The sequence below is a fragment of the Chitinophagaceae bacterium C216 genome (genome assembly GCA_028485475.2).
GTDB classification, from domain to species: domain Bacteria; phylum Bacteroidota; class Bacteroidia; order Chitinophagales; family Chitinophagaceae; genus Niabella; species Niabella composti.
The window spans coordinates 816,774-835,447 of sequence record CP144143.1 but is presented as its reverse complement, the minus strand read 5'-3'; the positions used below and the strand labels follow the sequence as shown (position 1 = coordinate 835,447).

The following is an 18,674-nucleotide window of genomic DNA, read 5'->3' as shown; positions in this document are numbered from 1 at the left end:
GGTATATTTAAAAAAATATTTATGAAAATTACCGGAACATTTCTTGACGAGATAAGCCACGATATCCCTCATCAAAATTGGGGTAGAGATGAGTGGGATAAGGACTTCTCCTATATGAAGCAAATTGGAATAGATACGGTGATCTTGATTCGATCGGGTTATAGAAGATTTATCACCTATCCTTCAAAATTCTTGATGGAACGACATGGATGTTACCACCCTCCCGTTGATCTCGTTGATATGTTTCTCGGTTTATCGGAAAAATATGGAATGAATTTTTACTTTGGTTTATACGACAGCGGAAAATATTGGGATACCGGAGACCTAACCGAGGAAATCGATAGCAACCGATATGTGATAGATGAAGTGTGGAACCAATACGGACATTCCCCTGCATTTAAAGGATGGTATCTCTGTATGGAAATCAGCCGGCGTACTAAAGGCTCAATTGAAGCATTTCGAACGCTTGGAGAACAATGCAAAAGCATTAGCAATGGTTTGCCCACGCTAATATCGCCTTGGATAGATGGGAAGAAAGCGGTGCTTGCCGCGTCTTCGGCTCTAACTAGAGAAGATGCTATTTCACTGGCAGAGCATGAAAAAGAATGGAGTGAAATACTCGACGGAATCAAAGACGCAGTGGACGCTGTAGCTTTTCAAGATGGGCATATCGACTATCACGAGCTGGAAGATTTCTTCCGTGTAAATAAAGCGATGGCCGATAAATATGGCCTAAAGTGCTGGACCAATGCTGAAACTTTCGACCGAGATATGCCGATCAAGTTTTTACCAATCAAATTTGAAAAACTGCGATTAAAATTGGAAGCAGCACGTAAAGCCGGCTACGATAAGGCTATAACATTTGAGTTTTCACATTTTATGAGCCCACAATCGGCTTATCTGCAAGCAGGGCATTTGTTCAACCGATATAAAGAGTATATACAAAGCTTCTAGGATACATATTGAAGATGGATGTAAAACAAAAAATCCACTACACCCGAGAAGAATCTCAGCGTAGTGGATAGAGAGGGAGTTACTGCTTAAACGTAAGCTCTTTATACAACGATTAGTTATAACCAGGATTTTGATAACGTTGTTTATCTTCCGGAGACATTTCCATTCCATCCAGCTGTCCCTGTGGTATGGGCCTTAAGTAATGATAAGGCTGAATATTACGAGTAAATGTAACCGGAATAGTGTCTTGCTCACCTGGGCCGCAAATGGTATAGGTTGTAGCCACATCAGCCCATTTCTGAGTACGCACTAAATCGTACCAACGATATCCTTCGCCGAAATATTCGCGAGAACGTTCTTCAAGAATATAATCAATGGTAATGGTTGTGGGTGTGGCAGCTACCATGGCAGCGCTATTATCCTCAATTTTTTCAACATTACCATTGTTATGCCAGCGCCATTTACCCGCACGAGCACGAATCACATTGATCAAATCTCTTGCAGTTTTACCGGCTTGAGTGGTAGCTCCTTTTACAGCAGCTTCAGCCGCGATAAAGTACAACTCGGAGAACTTAGCGATGTTGAACGGACGAGTCAAACCAGCGTTGGGCTGTCCCAAACCACCATTGTTATCGGTACGATAAGTACCCAGCTTCCACAAGCCCGGATATCTCAGACGGCTAATTGCATTAGGTCCTATTACGAAATCGGCTCTTCCGGGCAATACACCTGCACCTACATTACTTCTGAAAACAGAATTAGAGTAATCAATAGGAGTAGCCGGTTCTTCGTCAAGGAAGGTAAGAATAGCATCTCCTGGTTGTACCGGCAGGTAATTGGCGTTATATAGCACAGGAACGTTGGTTAGACCGGTTCCTTGCAAATGCCAGTTACCGCGGTATGTGGTTACAAATGTCCCGTCATAACGAGAGTCTTTGGTTTTATCCGCAAATGTTCTTGTAAATACTTCGATGGGTGGTGCCATACGTACCCAAGGACGACCTAGGGCTTGCGCAGCTTCTCTCTGTACTGAGCTTACCGGCTGCCATGAAGTATTGGAAGTACTGCTTCGAATATTGGTATAGTTCCAAGTAAGCATCCATACAGCAAAGTTGTCAGGAGCTCCACCGCTACCGAAAGTCAGACTTCCACCGTTGTAATACTCACTATTTTCGGTATGATCGGCGTATAAGAGTATTTCATTATTGCGGTCATTGGAACCTAAATGCAAATCATAGAAAGTAGGTTGCAAACCGAAAGGACCCGGATCGTTAATCGCTTCTACCGCAACATTATAGGCCTGTTGGAAATACCATTGAGCGTCATGTCCATCCGGATCTACCCTAGGAGTTTCGGGGTAAGTAGGAATATTGTTGGGGTTTTCCAGCCACCATGCATAGGTAAGATAAGCCTTAGCCAGATACAAACGAGCTACTGTTTTAGTAACACCACCCGTTACACGTCCTACTGCCGGTAAATCTCTAACAGCATCCCTTAAATCTGGGAAAATCGCCTTAGTATACACTTCCGGAACAGTATTTCTAACAGAGGTTCTGGTAGGCGCTGTATTAAATTTCAGTTCGCCGGCACCTAAATCCAGCGGTACGCCCCCATAAGTTTGTACTAATAGGAAGTAATCGAATGCTCTGAAAAATTTAGCCTCAGCAATTAGAGCATCAGAAATACCTACCTCTGCGGCGTTTTCAATAATACCACTGGCAGTATTGATATTCGAGAAAACAGTAGACCATACAATGCTTATAGGATAACTGGTAGCTGAAACTCTACCTACATTGGTCATATCCATGTCCAAGAAGTTACCGTCAGCACTTTGGCCCCAGGTAGCTTCATCCGTACCGGTTAGACAAGAGTTATAATAATAGGCCTGACCATAAAGCCAGCGCAAGTGGGCATATAGTGAAGTAAGACCCCCCATTACCCCTTTTTCTGTTTTAAAGAAACCGGGCTCGAAAATACTGCGCGGCTGTTCTTCCAAAATCTTTGTGCATGCTGTTAAAAGTACCGACAGCAATGTCAAGGAAGCAATACACTTTTTTATATGAATCTTTTTCATAATTCTCATTTTTTAGAAAGTTAAGTTAAGACCCAGCACATAGTTTCTTGTTGCAGGACTGTTAGTTCCAATTGTCAAAATCCGTCTTGGATAAGAAGCTACAGCAGAGTTCTCGTTTCCGTAAGAGTTGGTTTCAGGATCCATTCCGGTTTCTTTGTGGAACGGAGAGAACATCACGAATGGATTTTGTACAGTAAAGTACATTCTCAGTCTCACATCTGAGTTCTTTAACACGCTGTAGTTAAAGTCATATCCCAAACTAATTGTACGGAATTTCAAGAAGCCTCCGTCAAAGTATCCCAGTGTGCTTCCATATTTCGGGTTATCACCACTTAAGATACCTCCGGGCTTAGGATATTTTGCGTTCGGATTTTCAGGAGTCCAATAATCCACTTTTACGTTGTTTCGACGTCCTGTCATCAAGTTCAGATAACCTGAAGAACCATGAAGGGTACTTACCAGAATACCGCCACTTCTGAAGAAAGCCACAGTACTTAAGTCAAATCCTTTATAAGATACGCGTGTATTAAAACCTCCCTGAAACTTAGGATCCACATCCATAATCTGACGGTCATCAGGACCAATAGGTCTAACAGGAGTACCATCAGCATTGTAATCGCCGGTATATCTTACTTTAATCATACCCACATTACCTCCTGGCTCATATAGCGTCAAGTGAGGATCATCTTCTTGCCATAAACCGATTCTTTCATAATCAAAAATGGCATTAATGTTATGACCTACGAACCATGCGTTACCTTCGTCACGAGTTTGTCCGGATGCAAGTTTTACAAGTTTGTTTTTATTAGCATAGAAGTTCACTCCGGCTTCCCATGTCCAACCATTTCTATTATCCAGAATTTTTCCATTCAGACTTACTTCAATACCCTTGTTTTGAGTTTCGCCTATATTAGCAGTATAGCTGTTCACACCGGAAGTATTTGGCAGACTCACGTTTAACAAGATGTCCTTAGTATTGGTAACATAATATTCAACTGTACCGGACAAACGGTTATTAAATAAAGAGAAGTCCAAACCATAGTTCCAGGTGAGCGAGTACTCCCATCCCAGATTCGGGTTGGGAAGGATAGAAACATAGTATCCCACAGCATAAGTATCAGGACCGAAGTTATACGGACGTGTTGCCAAACGTCCCAGTGTTGCATAAGGAGCAATAGACTGATTGGAAGTTTGTCCGTAACCCAGACGCAACTTTAAGTTATTAATAGCCGATACATTCTGCATGAAGGATTCATTAGAAATATTCCAACCCACAGATACGGCAGGATAAGTATGCCATTTTTTGCCAGGTGCCAGACGAGAAGAACCATCTGAACGCAGGGTTGCAGAAATCATGTAACGATTATCGTAGGAGTACATTACACGACCCATGTACGAAAGCAATCCCCATTGTTGGTAATCCTGTCCGTCAGGGCTTACAGTAATTTCTCCTGTTGCATGACCTAGATTAAAATAACGGAAAGCATCTGCCGGAATATCTCTAGCCGACATAGATGAGCGGTCATAAGTACTTTGCTCTGCAGAGTACAAAGCCACCACATTTAAGTTGTGCTTACCCGCGAAAGTGCGGTCATATGAGAGAATATTTTCAATAGTCCAGTGATAGGTTTTGGAGTTACTGATACCCGCGCTGGAGGGAGTGGTGGGATTAGCACTGTTTATACCTTCGCCGGTATAGTCACCGGTATGTGTGTGCATATAATCCAATCCCAGATTAGTGCGAAATTTCAATCCAGTCACCCAAGGAATACGTACCTCACCATAGATAGCATTATAGGTTGCAAACCCTTTGTTTTCACTTAACCACTGGTCACGAAGTCCTTCTACCACTCCTCTGGTAGTTACGAAATGCTCATCCAGAGGCATTCTTACCGTTCTCTTTAAAGATCCATCCTCGTTGTAAGGATTGGCTATAGGTGTGGTTGATAATGTTGTATAAAGACCTAACTGATTACCTTCGCTACGATTGTGATTACTGTTGGAAGTAAACCCTACTCTGAAATATTTTCCGATCTGTTGATCTATTGTTGCACGTAAAGAATAACGCTTATATTGTTGAGTAGGTATCACTCCTTGGTTTTGATAATATCCCAATCCAAAGTTGTAACTACCGGTGGAAGTTCCTCCACTAAGATTTACATCATGACTGGTAATATAACCTGTCCTGTACAGCAGATCCTGCCAGTCCACATCTACATCATCAGCCTCATCCACACCATTCGTATATAAACCCGCAGCCTTTCGAAGTGCAACGAACTCCGGACCGTTCATCATGGGAAACTTAGCAAAAACTGTTTGCGCTGCATGATAAGCAGAATAAGTCACTCTGGCTTTAGCGCCCCTGTCTCCTTTATTCGTTGTAATTAATATCACACCGTTGGCACCACGAGATCCATAGATAGCAGTAGCCGAAGCATCTTTCAAGATATCAATACTTTTTACATCATTAGGATTGATGTCGGCTATAGAACCTGCAAAAGGAATTCCATCCAACACAATCAAAGGATCGTTGCTAGCATTCAATGAACGAGTACCCCTGATACGAATTTGCATGGTAGCGCCCGGTCTACTGGAAGTCTGAGACAACTCAATACCCGGCAAACGTCCTTGTAAAGATTGGGAAATGTTAGCCGCTGGCACTTCGGTTAAGGCCTTACCACTAATTGAGGCAACAGAACCTGTTACGGCTTCTTTACGTTGATTACCGTAACCAATCACCACTACAGCATCCTCATCAGATGCTGTTTTCACAAGTATAAAATCAATAACCGACTGGTTATTAATTTCTTTTTCCTGTGTTGCATAACCCACAGAAGATGCCACCAGCACAGCATTGGCCGGAGCACTAATTTCAAAATATCCCTGAGAATTGGCTATAGTTCCGGTATTGGTTCCTTTTACTTGTATCGACGCCCGGGGTATTGCCTGCCCCTGTTCATCAGTTACCCTACCGGTCAACTTTATGACTCTTTGTGCAAAAGCTTCATTGAATCCAAAAAGACATATGAAGGTCAATAAGCACGACAGTAGCCGCATACGATGCCCCCGCCTTTGGCTTGCAGATAGCATCTGAGAAATGTCAAGCAATCTTTGCATAGCTATGGTTTTAAATGTTAGTTAAACGATTTCATAAAAATCCTTTATAGAGGGTGTTAGCTCTTTAAAAATCCATATTTTTTAACGTCAAAAGCGACCGATAAACAAAAATTCCCTAATTTACTGTATCCATAGTTCCAATTCGCAAAGACACCAATGCATCAGGCTAAAACACAGGATAGATATGGCTTTCACAATCTTAGCAAGCAGCGAAAAACACTTTTTTCACGCTATCGTCTATGCGAATTTAAGAACTTTTTCAATAAATGTAACCGATTACAAAAAAACTTTTATTTTTACCTAAAATTAAAATTGCCATATGGCGAAAGAAAAAGAGAAAGAAAAGGAGAAAGACGTCACCATCTACGACCTTGCTAACGAATTAAATATTTCAGTAGCAACGGTGAGTCGCGCGCTTAAAAACGACCCCGTGGTGAGCAAAAAAACCCGCAAAAAAATTTTTGAGCTGGCCGAAAAAAGAGGGTATAGAACAAATCCTTTTGCCCGTAACCTGAGAAGCGGCGAAACCAAAACCATAGCGTTTATGGTTCACGAGCTGAACAGTACGTTTATTAACTCCGTGTTGTCGGGTGTGGAAAAAATCGTTACTGAAGCCGGTTATGATTTGATTATTGCCCACTCTTCCGAAAGCTTTGCTAAGGAAGCAGCCAATGCTAAAAACCTTTTTGATAAGCGCGTAGACGGCGTTATTGCGTCGCTTTCCTTTGACACCAAAAACCTTGACCACTTCAAGCCATTCTTCGATAGAAATGTACCGGTAGTGTTCTTTGACCGTGTAGAAAAAGGCAAAGGCAATACGGTGGTGGTTATAGACAACTATAAGTGCGGATACGAAGCTACTCAGCACCTTATTGAACAAGGTTGCAAACGCATAGCACATATTACCGCTAGTTTATCACGTAATGTATACTCCGATAGGTATAGAGGATATAAGGATGCACTTTACGATAATAATATTGAACCCGATGAATCGCTGGTATTCATTGGAGACCTGAGCGAGGAAACCGGTGCCGATGCTGCAAAGAAATTCCTAAACATGTCCGAAAGACCTGACGGCGCCTTTATTACTAACGATTTTGTAGCAGCTTCATTTATTAAAAAAATTAAAGAAGCGGGATTAAGAGTGCCAGAAGACGTTGCGGTAGTAGGATTCAACAACGATGCGATCGGCCATCTGATTGAGCCCACCCTCACTACCGTGAACTACCCGGGTATTGAAATGGGTGAAGTTGCCGGACGCACACTTATTAATCATCTCAAAGGAGTAAGCGATTTAAGTAAGATTAATACCATCATCATTAATTCGGAATTAATCATTCGCGAATCCTCCGTGAGAAAAAAATAAGAAAAAATAAATTTTGCCATATCTAGCCCTTGTTGTTTGCAATGAAAAAGACATTGTTTGTACTATTATTATCGCTGCTTGTCGTAACTGCATATGTACATGCAGAAAACGGATATGATTTATGGTTGCGTTATAAAAAAATTGAAGACCCCACATATCTGAATCTTTACAGAAAAAGTATCGCAGGCATTCATATCAATGCCATATCTCCTACCTTACTTGTGGCCAAAAAGGAATTGGAGATGGGGTTATCAGGTTTGTTGGGTGCTCCTATTAAAGAAGTGGGAGCGCAAACAGATAATGCACTCATTGCAGGCACTCCATCTAGTTCTCCAGTCATCAAATCATTTCTTGAAAAAGAAAAAATTAAAACAGGACAAGAAGGTTTTGCCATCTATTCCCAAACAATCAATAATAAAAAACTCATCCTTATAGCTGCAGAAACTGATCTCGGAGTATTGTATGGTGTTTTTCATTTTTTAAAATTGTTACAATCGCACCAATCTATTCAATCTTTATCAACCATCAGTATTCCAAAAATTCAGCGTCGCATCTTAAATCATTGGGATAATCTCAATAGGAGTGTGGAACGCGGATATGCCGGTATCTCTATCTGGAATTGGCATACACTACCTGATTATATCGATAAACGTTATATAGATTACGCACGTGCCAATGCATCCATAGGTATTAACGGAACGGTGCTCACCAACGTAAATGCAAGCTCATTAGTACTTACCGATCCTTACTTGGAAAAAGTAAAAGCTTTGGCCGATGTATTCCGCCCTTATGGAATACGAGTATATCTTACCGCAAAATTTAGTGCTCCTGTCGAAATCGGACGCTTGAAAACCGCCGATCCGTTAAACCCCGAAGTAATCGAATGGTGGAAGCATTTATGTGATAAGATTTACAAAATGATTCCCGACTTCGGTGGTTTTCTAATTAAAGCCAATTCAGAAGGACAGCCAGGTCCGCAAGGATATGGTAGAACGCATGCTGACGGAGCAAATATGTTCGCCGATATATTAGCCCCCCATGGCGGTATCGTAATGTGGCGTGCTTTTGTGTATGATGCAAGAGTTCAGAGAAGAGGCGAACACTTTGAAGAAGGTAAAAAAGATGTAGCCGGCGAATCGATTGCTTCTGCAGACAGATTTAAGCAGGCTTATTTGGAGTTCAAACCTCTTGATGGTAAGTTCAAAGAGAACGTTCTCATACAAGTAAAAAATGGGCCCATCGACTTCCAACCTAGAGAACCATTTTCTCCTTTGTTTGGTGCAATGCCCAATACGCAATTGATGGCCGAATTTCAGATAACTCAAGAATATCTGGGACAAGCCACACATCTGGTATACCAAGCTCCGCTATACAAAGAATGTCTGGACGCAGATACCTATGCGTACGGGCGTGGTTCTACTGTAGCTAAAATAACTGACGGGTCTTTAAAAAAACATAAAATAAGTGCTATTGCAGGTGTAGCCAATATTGGCAACGATATCAACTGGACGGGACATTTGTTCGGCCAAGCCAACTGGTATGCATTTGGACGTTTGGCATGGGATCACACACTATCTTCAGAAACTATTGCTGAAGAGTGGATTCGTCAGACGTTTGGCAACAATCCCAAAGTTCTTCAGCCTATCCAGCAAATCATGATGGCTTCACGAGAAGCTGCTGTAAACTATATGACCCCGCTGGGATTGCATCACATTATGGGTACCGGCCACCATTACGGCCCTGCGCCCTGGGTGGAAAATGCCGGCCGCGCCGATTGGAATCCTGTGTACTATCACAAAGCCGACAAAAAAGGTTTAGGATTCGATCGTACAGCAACCGGAAGCGATGCACTCAGTCAATATGCTCCCGAAGTGCGTAAACAATGGGAAAACATGAAAACTTGTAATATTGAATATATCCTCTGGTTTCATCACGTACCATGGAATTACACACTGAGTACAGGACGTAGTTTGTGGGACGAGCTCTGTTTCCGATACTATAGTGGAGCCGATACTGTAAAATGGATGCAAGACATATGGACTACTGTAAAAGCATACATTGATGAAGAAAGATACAATCACGTACGCCAACTTTTAAATATTCAACATAAAGAAGCCAAGTGGTGGCGCAATGCGTGTTTGTTATATTTTCAAACATTCTCAGAGCTGCCTATTCCCTCTCACTACGAGGCACCTGATAAAACTCTTGAATATTACAAGTCTTTACGTTTCCCTCATGCCCCTGGCATCAACGGTAATTTATAATTAGCGGATATGAAACAATCGTTCATTGCTATATTGATTGTATTTTTTTTCGGCACTATACATGCCCAAGACTTTATTACAGAAACCCGAAGTAATAACAGCTTTGCCATTGTATCAGACAACAAAGCTACGCCTATTTATATAGATCAAAATGCAGATACATTAATTCACATTGCAGCACACCTGTTACAAAAAGATATTGCTGCAGTGACAGGCCATCAACCACAAATTATCCATAATCTCTCCGCCGGATTGAAACAAGTGATTATTATCGGCATTGTAGATAAAGACCCGTTGCTCGTGGGTTTAGCAAAAGATAAAAAATTAAACGCCAACGCCCTAAAAGGAAAATGGGAAGCATTTCAACTACAAACCATTAAATCCCCTACAAAAGGCGTTGATAAGGCATTAATCATCACCGGTAGTGACAGGAGAGGTACTGCCTATGCTGTTTTAGAGCTTTCAAAGCAGCTGGGTGTGTCGCCTTGGTACTGGTGGGCCGATGTTCCGGTAACAAAACGACACAATACTTATTTCAAAAACGGAGTATACTTTTATGATTCTCCTTCTGTAAAATATCGAGGCATTTTCATCAATGATGAAGAACCCGCTTTTGGAGGCTGGGCTAGAGAAAAATTCGGCGGTATCAACAGTAAAATGTATGTACACATATTTGAATTACTGTTGCGCCTAAAAGGAAATTATCTATGGCCCGCTATGTGGGGTAAAGCATTTAATGAAGACGATCCGGAAAATCCCAAACTGGCACATGCTTATGGCATTGTAATGGGAACATCGCATCACGAACCTATGATGCGTGCTCAAAAGGAATGGACCACTCACAAAAAGGAGTACGGTGGTGCGTGGAATTATTACACCAATAAAGAAGGGTTACTGAAATTTTGGGAAGATGGATTTCGTCGAAACAAGGATTACGATAACATTGTAACATTGGGCATGCGTGGCGATGGCGATGAACCTATGCCAGATCTGGGCAGTATAGAAGCAAACTATCAATTGCTAGAAAGCATTATCAAAGATCAAAGAAACATTATCGAACAAATTACAGGACGACCTGCCCATGAAACACCGCAAATGTGGGCTTTATACAAAGAAGTACAGGAGTATTACGATCGAGGTATGAAAGCGCCTGACGATGTAACACTCTTACTATGCGATGATAACTGGGGAAACATACGTCGCATGCCTCCATCAAATGCGCGAAAAAGATCCGGAGGTTATGGCATATACTATCACTATGATTATGTAGGTGGTCCTCGTAATTACAAATGGATCAACACAAATAATATAGCCCGTGTATGGGAGCAAATGCATATCGCATATGAATACGGCGCAGACAAAGTTTGGATTGTAAACGTGGGCGATTTAAAACCCATGGAGCTTCCTATTTCATTCTTCTTGGACTATGCATGGGATGTAAAACGCTGGAATGCTTCCAACTTACGCAGCTATTATACATACTGGGCCGAACAGCAGTTTGGAAAAAGCTATGCAAAAGAAATTGGAGACATTATGCGTAAATACGCTTTGTATGCATCTAGAAGAAAACCCGAACTACTCAATGCCAATACTTATAGTATCCTGAATTACAACGAAGCGGAAAAAATTACTAAAGACTGGAATCAATTACTGGAAGAAGCACAAAAAATATACAATCTCATCCCTGCTACTCACAAAGATGCGTATTACCAACTGGTACTGCATCCTGTAAAAGCCTACGGCAATCTGCAGAACATGTATACAGCTCATGCATGGAATCAGTACTATGCGAAGCAAAACAATACACTGGCAAATGAATACGCCGAAAAAGTAAAACATTTTTATCAGCAGGATTCACTGATAACACTAGAATATCACAGCATCAATAATGGCAAGTGGAACCATATGATGGCTCAAAAGCACATCGGTTATACTTTCTGGCAGGAACCTAGAGTACAACGGATGCCTGAAGTGCAGTATGTAACCAATGGTACCGACAACAAGCCATATGCACCAGATGCTACTATCAAAACCGCTCGAGACTTGATTAAAGGAACTCCTGACCGCAATAGCTTTTATGAGCAAAACGGATATGTGTCCATTGCAGCAGTCCATTACTCTGCAAAAAAAGACATTGGGTCGCTATATTGGACCACTATTCCGGATATAGGTAAATGCGGCGATGGCATTACATTAAATCCTGTTACCTATCAGCATAAAAATAATCAAGCCCAAGCTGTATTAGAGTACGATATCTACACTTATAGTCAAGGAGATTTCGAAATACAAGCATGGTTTTCACCTACACTTAATTTCAATAACGAAAAGGAGGGAATGCAATATGCCATCAGTGTAGACAACGAAACTCCTCAAACTATCTCTGTAAATAAAGAAGCTGTGGATTCACGCGATTGGTCCATGTGGGTTTCCAATAATATTATCATCAAAAAAAGTAAACATCATATTAACCAACCCGGACGCCACACCGTAAAAATATTTTGTAACACACCGGGGCTCGTATTGCAAAAATTAATCGTTGACTTCGGAGGATTGCAATACAGTTACCTCGGACCTTCTGAGACTATTGTTCACAAAAAAAAATAAAAAAATGACGCAAAGAAATTGGACTCTGTTTATCATTCTTTTCGCTTTTATTGCGACTAGTTGCAGCATCAGCACTACTACAAACGCACAAAAACCTACTAGTTTAAAAGATGCTTTTAAAGACGATTTCCTTATAGGTACCGCCATGAGCGATTTTCAGGCTGCGGGAAGAGATGAAAAGGCCTTAGAGCTGATCAAACAACATTTTAACTCCATCACTCCCGAAAACTTAATGAAGGCTGAAAGGCTGATGACAGGCTGGAAGCAATATGATTTTTCACTGGCTGATAAAATGGTCGCTTTTGCACAAGAAAACAACATAAAAATAAATGGTCACACTTTTATTTGGCATAGCCAAATGCCGGCATTTATGCGTGGCATCAGAAATCCAGATTCAGTACGTGCATATTTTGAAGATATCATTCAAACAGTAGGAAGTAGATATGATGGTAAAGTTGATTCTTGGGATGTAGTAAATGAGGCCTTGAACGAAGACGGAACATTAAGACAGTCTACTTTTCTGAGAGCATTAGGAGAAGATTATATTGTAGAAGCATTTCGCCTGGCACAAAAAGCTACTCCTAATTCCAAACTATATTATAACGATTACAACATCGAGCAACCTAAAAAACGCGCAGGCGCTATTGCCATCATCAAAAAAATACAAGAAGCCGGCGTACGCATTGACGGCGTAGGTATTCAGGGACACTGGCATTTAGGTAAAGTACCTTTCAAAGACATTGAAGAGAGCATTAAAGAGTTTAGTGCTTTGGGTATTAAAGTAATGTTTACAGAGCTGGACATCAGCGTACTGCCCAGCCCATGGGATAACACATCTGCAGAAGTGAGCCTCCATGCTGCTGAAAATCCTAAAATGAATCCATACGTTAATGGCTTGCCAGACTCTGTATCTCAGCAACTCGCAAAAGATTACGAAGAGCTTTTCAAACTCTTCTTAAAATACAAAGATCATATCTCTCGTATAACCTTCTGGGGAGTAAACGATGGGCAATCTTGGTTAAATGGATGGCCTATTAGAGGCAGAACCAACTATCCACTGCTGTTCGATAGACAGTATCAACCGAAAGCAGCATATTATAGCATAATGGCACTAAAAACCGGTAAATAATCAGCCTCACAAACCATAATGTATGAATACTTCAGCACAAACAATAACCGAAGCAAAAGGCTTTTATAAGCTCACATGGCTGCAACGCATCGGCTTCGGATCGGGAGATCTGGCGCAGAATCTGATCTACCAAACTGTAGCTCAATATCTGCTCATCTTCTATACCAACGTATACGGCTTACCCGCTGCCACTGCAGCAGTAATGTTCCTGATTGTACGGCTGATAGATGTGGCGTGGGATCCGCTCGTTGGTGCTTTTGTAGATAAACGCAACCCAAAATTGGGTAAATATCGTAGCTATCTCATTCTGGGAGGCATACCGCTTACAGGCTTTGCTATTTTGTGTTTTTGGAATGGGTTCTCCGGATCATTAGTATATGCCTATATTACCTATGTAGGTCTATCGATGTGTTACACGTTAATTAATGTACCCTATGGTGCATTAAACGCATCGCTCACACGTGATACGGATGAGATTACCAAACTTACATCAGTGCGAATGTTCTTAGCAAACCTTGGTGGACTAGCTGTTGCTTACGGTATACCTATTTTGGTAAAGACATTCTCTCCCGATGGAAAAATCAATTCGCCTTTATCCGCCAATGCATGGTTCATTACAATGACCCTATATGCCATTGTAGGATTGGCATTGCTGATATTCTGCTATACACAAACAAAAGAACGCGTGGTAATGAGCGAAGCAGATACCGAACATGTTCGTGTATCTGATTTATGGAATGAGTTTCGTCACAATAAACCCTTGCGTGTACTAGCATTCTTTTTTATTACTGCTTTTGCTATGATGGCAATAAGCAACACTGCCGGATCTTATTACATGATCTATAATGTGCAGGCGCCTGATATGCTTCCGTATTTTGCAGCACTAGGCTCTATCCCTGCATTTATTTTTATGCCGATGGTGCCTGCCATTAAAAGGCAAATAGGAAAGAAGAAGATGTTTTACGTATTTCTTTCCGTAGCCATCGTAGGTATGGCCATGTTATACATCATCTCCGTAGTACCGGCATTAAAAGAACAAGTATGGATTGTACTACTGGCTCAGTTTATTAAGTCTACTGGAGTTATTGTAGCTACAGGTTATATGTGGGCGCTAGTGCCTGAAGTAATTTCTTATGGTGAGTACACTACCGGAAAAAGAATTTCAGGAATTGTAAATGCACTTACCGGAATATTCTTCAAAGCTGGGATGGCGCTAGGCGGAGTAGTACCCGGTTTTGTACTGGCTCTAGTACACTTCGACGAAAAGAATGCGGTATCACAAACTCCATTAGCCCAACAGGGAATATTGTGGTTGGTAGCTGTAATTCCGGCTATGTTGTTATTACTGGGCATGTATATCATTTCTAAATACGAGCTAGAAGATGATGTGATCGATAAAATCAATATGGAAATAGAGCAAAGACATCGCAATCAATAATTGTTAAAACATCGAATATGTCAGAACCCAAAATAGATGCTGCAAAGCTGGCTACATTAAACAGCAATGCTATATCGCAGCCATTAGTAAAGCATATTTACACTGCCGACCCCTCGGCACATGTGTTTAATGGAAAAATTTACATTTATCCATCGCACGATATAGACGCAGGGGAGGCATTTGATGATCTAGGCAGTCATTTTGATATGCAAGACTATCATGTGTTCTCTATGGAGAGCCCGGAGAGTGAGGTTGTAGATCATGGTGTGGCCTTAAGTGTAGCAGATGTTCCGTGGGCGCAAAAACAAATGTGGGCTCCTGATGCTAATGAAAAAGATGGGAAATACTACCTGTACTTCCCTGCTAAAGATTACGAAGGAATTTTTAGAATTGGAGTAGCAGTAAGCGATAGTCCCACAGGACCTTTCAAACCTCAACCAGAAGCTATTAAAAACAGCTTCTCCATCGACCCCTGTGCATTCAAGGATGATGATGGCAGCTATTATCTGTATTTTGGAGGAATTTGGGGCGGACAATTGCAACGCTGGCGCACCGGCACTTTCAATGCGGAACAACCCGAAAGCCCATATGCTTTCCTTCCGGAAGATAATGAACCGGCATTGTGTGCCAAAGTAGCCAGACTTAGAGATGATCTTCTGGAATTTGATGAAGTACCAAGAGATGTTGTGATTGTAGATGAAAACGGAAAACCGCTGCTGCAAGGAGATACATCCCGAAGATTTTTTGAAGCACCTTGGCTTCACAAGTACAATGGGAAATACTATTTCTCTTACTCTACAGGAGATACACATCTAATATGCTATGCTATCGGCGACAATCCTTACGGACCATTTACCTATGCAGGAGTGATTTTAAATCCTGTAGTAGGATGGACTACGCATCACTCTATCTGCGAATTTAATGGTGAGTGGTATTTGTTTTATCATGATAGTATTTTAAGCGAAGGCATCACACACCTAAGAAATATAAAAATGACCAAACTGGAATACGACGAGAACGGATTTATTAAAACCCTCAATCCTTATGGTGAAGTGACGCCCTAGTCTCAACTTCTGTTTACAACATTAATGCTTTATCGTTATGCTCAAAAAATTTATCATAGCCGTATTGTTGTTTACAACACTTAAAGGTTATGCTCAGGATTATAAGCAATTCCCTATGTGGAACGCTAACCTGCCTTTCGAACAACGTGTGGAAGATTTGGTAAGCAGGTTAACGCTCGAGGAAAAAGTGCAGCAAATGATGCACCATGCTCCGGCAATTCCACGATTGGGCATTCCGGCCTACGACTGGTGGAATGAAGTATTGCACGGAGTGGCAAGAACGACTTACAGAACAACTGTATATCCGCAGGCTATTGCTATGGCAGCCACATGGGATACGGCTTCGCTGAAGTTGATGGCCGTGCAAAGCGCTCTTGAAGGAAGAGCTATTTTCAATGCAGCCATTGAAGATGGAAAAGAGGGAGAGCGTTATCACGGTCTTACCTACTGGACACCCAATATCAATATCTTCAGAGATCCGCGTTGGGGAAGAGGTCAAGAAACATATGGAGAGGATCCATTTTTAACAGCTATGCTGGGTAAAGTGTTTACACAAGGCTTGCAAGGCAATCATCCCAAATATTTATTGGCCGCAGCTTGCGCGAAACACTTTGCAGTACACAGCGGTCCAGAACCAATAAGACATTCTTTTAATGCAGAAGTAAGTGACTTTGATTTATGGGATACTTATCTTCCGGCATTTAAAGAGCTCATCACCAAAACCAATATTGCCGGAGTTATGTGCGCTTACAATGCGCTTAGAAAAAAACCATGTTGTGGCAATAGCGAATTAATGGTGGATATATTGCGTCGTCAATGGAAATTTACCGGTTATGTTACTTCAGACTGCTGGGGATTGGATGATTTCTTCAAATATCATAAAACTCATAAAACCGCAGAGGATGCAGCCATTGATGCCGTAATCAATAGTACCGATTTGGAATGCGGACAAAATGTTTACATAAAGCTTACCGAAGCCGTAAAGGCAGGCAGAATGTCCGAGTCGCAAATAGATCTGTCTGTAAAGCGTCTGTTCATGATCCGCATGAAACTGGGCATGTTCGATCCGCCTTCAATGGTTCCTTTTGCGCAGGTTCCCCGATCTATGCTAGAACATGAGCGGCATCAGGCACATGCACTAAAAATGGCTCGACAGTCTCTCGTTCTATTAAAAAACGATAATAACACGTTGCCGTTGAGCAAGAACATCAAAAAGATTGCGGTATTAGGACCCAATGCTGATAATCGCATTGCTGTATTGGGCAACTACAATGGCATTCCTTCCAAAATAACTACCGTACTGGATGGCATTAAAGAAAAATTAGGGCCAAATGTTGAAGTAGTATATGAACAAGCCATTCACTTTACTACAGACACCCTATTCCAAATGACAGAAAATGTTGCCAACTTCAGAATTGACAACAAAACCGGATTTAAAGCTGAGTATTTCGACAATAGAGAACTGAAAGGTACACCCATTGTGCGTTATGAATCCATACCGGATCACTTCTGGCAAGAAGGTGCAGAAGTAGTAGAAGGTATCAAAGGCAATAATTTCTCTGCACGCTATACTTCTTACTTCACAGCAGATAGAGACGGAGAAATCTACTTTGAGCTGGAAGGAGATGATGGCTATCGTTTTTATGTAGACGATAAGCTGGTGGTAGATGCATGGGAGCGTAACAGATGGGGTGCAAGACTATATAAATTGAATTTGAAAAAAGGCACCACCTATAAATTGGTCTTGGAATTCTGGCAGGGCGGCTATCAGGCTAAAATAAGATTAACTCCCGGTGGTAAAGTAAAAACCAATTTTAAAGCGCTTGCTGAAAGAATTAAAGATGCAGATGCTATTGTGTTTGTAGGAGGTATTTCACCCCAACTCGAAGGAGAAGAAATGCCTGTAAACTATCCCGGCTTTAACGGTGGAGATAGAACATCCATAATGTTACCTGCCGTTCAAACCGAACTAATGAAAACGCTAAAAACAACCGGCAAGCCTGTAGTATTTGTAATGATGACTGGAAGTGCGATTGCTATTCCCTGGGAACATGAGAATATACCAGCTATCATCAATGCATGGTATGGCGGCCAAGCCGCCGGTACTGCAGTAGCCGATGTGCTATTTGGCGATTACAATCCAGCAGGAAGATTGCCGGTAACATTCTATAAATCGGATGCAGACTTACCGCATTTCGAAGACTATAGCATGGAAAACCGCACCTATCGCTACTTTAAAGGAACGCCTTTGTATCCTTTTGGTTACGGATTAAGCTATACCCAATTCGAATACAGTAATCTGGAAGTTCCTATCACTGTAAAAGCAGGAACTACTATTCCTGTAAAAGTTACGGTTACCAATAAAGGAAGCCGTTCCGGAGAAGAAGTGGCTCAGCTGTACATAGCTTATACGGATCAAAAAATAAAAGTTCCTATCAGAGCGCTCAGAGGTTTCAATAGAATAGAATTGAATGCCGGAGAATCTAAAACATTACACTTCCATCTAAATGCTGAAGACTTAATGGTTACCGGCGAAGATGGTAAAAGTCTTCAGCCCAAAGGAAAACTTTTAATAAGTGTTGGAGGAGGACAACCTGACGTAAAAATTAAAACAACTAGCAATGTTATAACTAAAGAAATCCGCATTCAATAATCGCATTATAT

At 41.5% G+C, this 18,674-nt stretch carries 10 protein-coding genes; 8 read left to right on the top strand and 2 right to left on the bottom strand.

The window, feature by feature from the left end:
- The first annotated feature begins 21 nt into the window (after positions 1–21).
- The gene (locus PIECOFPK_RS03445; protein WP_409966514.1) at positions 22–954 is read left to right on the top strand and encodes a DUF4434 domain-containing protein; all 933 of its coding nucleotides are present in this window, start codon (positions 22–24) and stop codon (positions 952–954) included.
- A gap of 112 nt (positions 955–1,066) precedes the next feature.
- Here the strand turns inward: PIECOFPK_RS03445 and PIECOFPK_RS03440 are convergent, their stop codons facing one another.
- A complete protein-coding gene (locus PIECOFPK_RS03440) occupies positions 1,067–3,028 on the bottom strand; it encodes a RagB/SusD family nutrient uptake outer membrane protein (RefSeq protein ID WP_330975627.1) in 1,962 nt (653 codons plus the stop codon).
- A gap of 12 nt (positions 3,029–3,040) precedes the next feature.
- On the bottom strand, positions 3,041–6,145 hold the full coding sequence (locus PIECOFPK_RS03435) for a SusC/RagA family TonB-linked outer membrane protein (RefSeq protein ID WP_330975626.1): 3,105 nt from the start codon (positions 6,143–6,145) through the stop codon (positions 3,041–3,043).
- A 319-nt stretch (positions 6,146–6,464) separates the two neighbouring features.
- Between PIECOFPK_RS03435 and PIECOFPK_RS03430 the strand changes: the two genes are divergently transcribed.
- The 7 genes from PIECOFPK_RS03430 to PIECOFPK_RS03400 are packed head-to-tail and all read left to right on the top strand — an operon-like array spanning position 6,465 to position 18,663.
- Complete coding sequence (locus tag PIECOFPK_RS03430; RefSeq protein WP_330975625.1) at positions 6,465–7,511, top strand: LacI family DNA-binding transcriptional regulator; 1,047 nt, start codon at positions 6,465–6,467, stop codon at positions 7,509–7,511.
- Positions 7,512–7,552: 41 nt separating this feature from the next.
- Positions 7,553–9,775, top strand: coding sequence for an alpha-glucuronidase family glycosyl hydrolase (locus tag PIECOFPK_RS03425; protein ID WP_330975624.1), 2,223 nt, complete (start codon positions 7,553–7,555; stop codon positions 9,773–9,775).
- Between the two features lie 9 nt (positions 9,776–9,784).
- The gene (locus tag PIECOFPK_RS03420) at positions 9,785–12,379 is read left to right on the top strand and encodes a glycosyl hydrolase 115 family protein (protein WP_409966513.1); all 2,595 of its coding nucleotides are present in this window, start codon (positions 9,785–9,787) and stop codon (positions 12,377–12,379) included.
- Positions 12,380–12,383: 4 nt separating this feature from the next.
- Positions 12,384–13,508 carry an endo-1,4-beta-xylanase gene (locus PIECOFPK_RS03415; protein WP_330975622.1) on the top strand — a complete coding sequence of 375 codons (1,125 nt, stop codon included), beginning with the start codon at positions 12,384–12,386 and terminating at the stop codon, positions 13,506–13,508.
- A 22-nt stretch (positions 13,509–13,530) separates the two neighbouring features.
- Positions 13,531–14,946: an MFS transporter gene (locus PIECOFPK_RS03410; RefSeq protein WP_330975621.1), complete on the top strand. Its 1,416-nt coding sequence runs from the start codon at positions 13,531–13,533 to the stop codon at positions 14,944–14,946.
- Between the two features lie 17 nt (positions 14,947–14,963).
- On the top strand, positions 14,964–16,010 hold the full coding sequence (locus PIECOFPK_RS03405; protein ID WP_409966512.1) for a glycoside hydrolase family 43 protein: 1,047 nt from the start codon (positions 14,964–14,966) through the stop codon (positions 16,008–16,010).
- A 37-nt stretch (positions 16,011–16,047) separates the two neighbouring features.
- Positions 16,048–18,663: a glycoside hydrolase family 3 protein gene (locus PIECOFPK_RS03400; RefSeq protein ID WP_409966511.1), complete on the top strand. Its 2,616-nt coding sequence runs from the start codon at positions 16,048–16,050 to the stop codon at positions 18,661–18,663.
- Positions 18,664–18,674 lie beyond the last annotated feature (11 nt).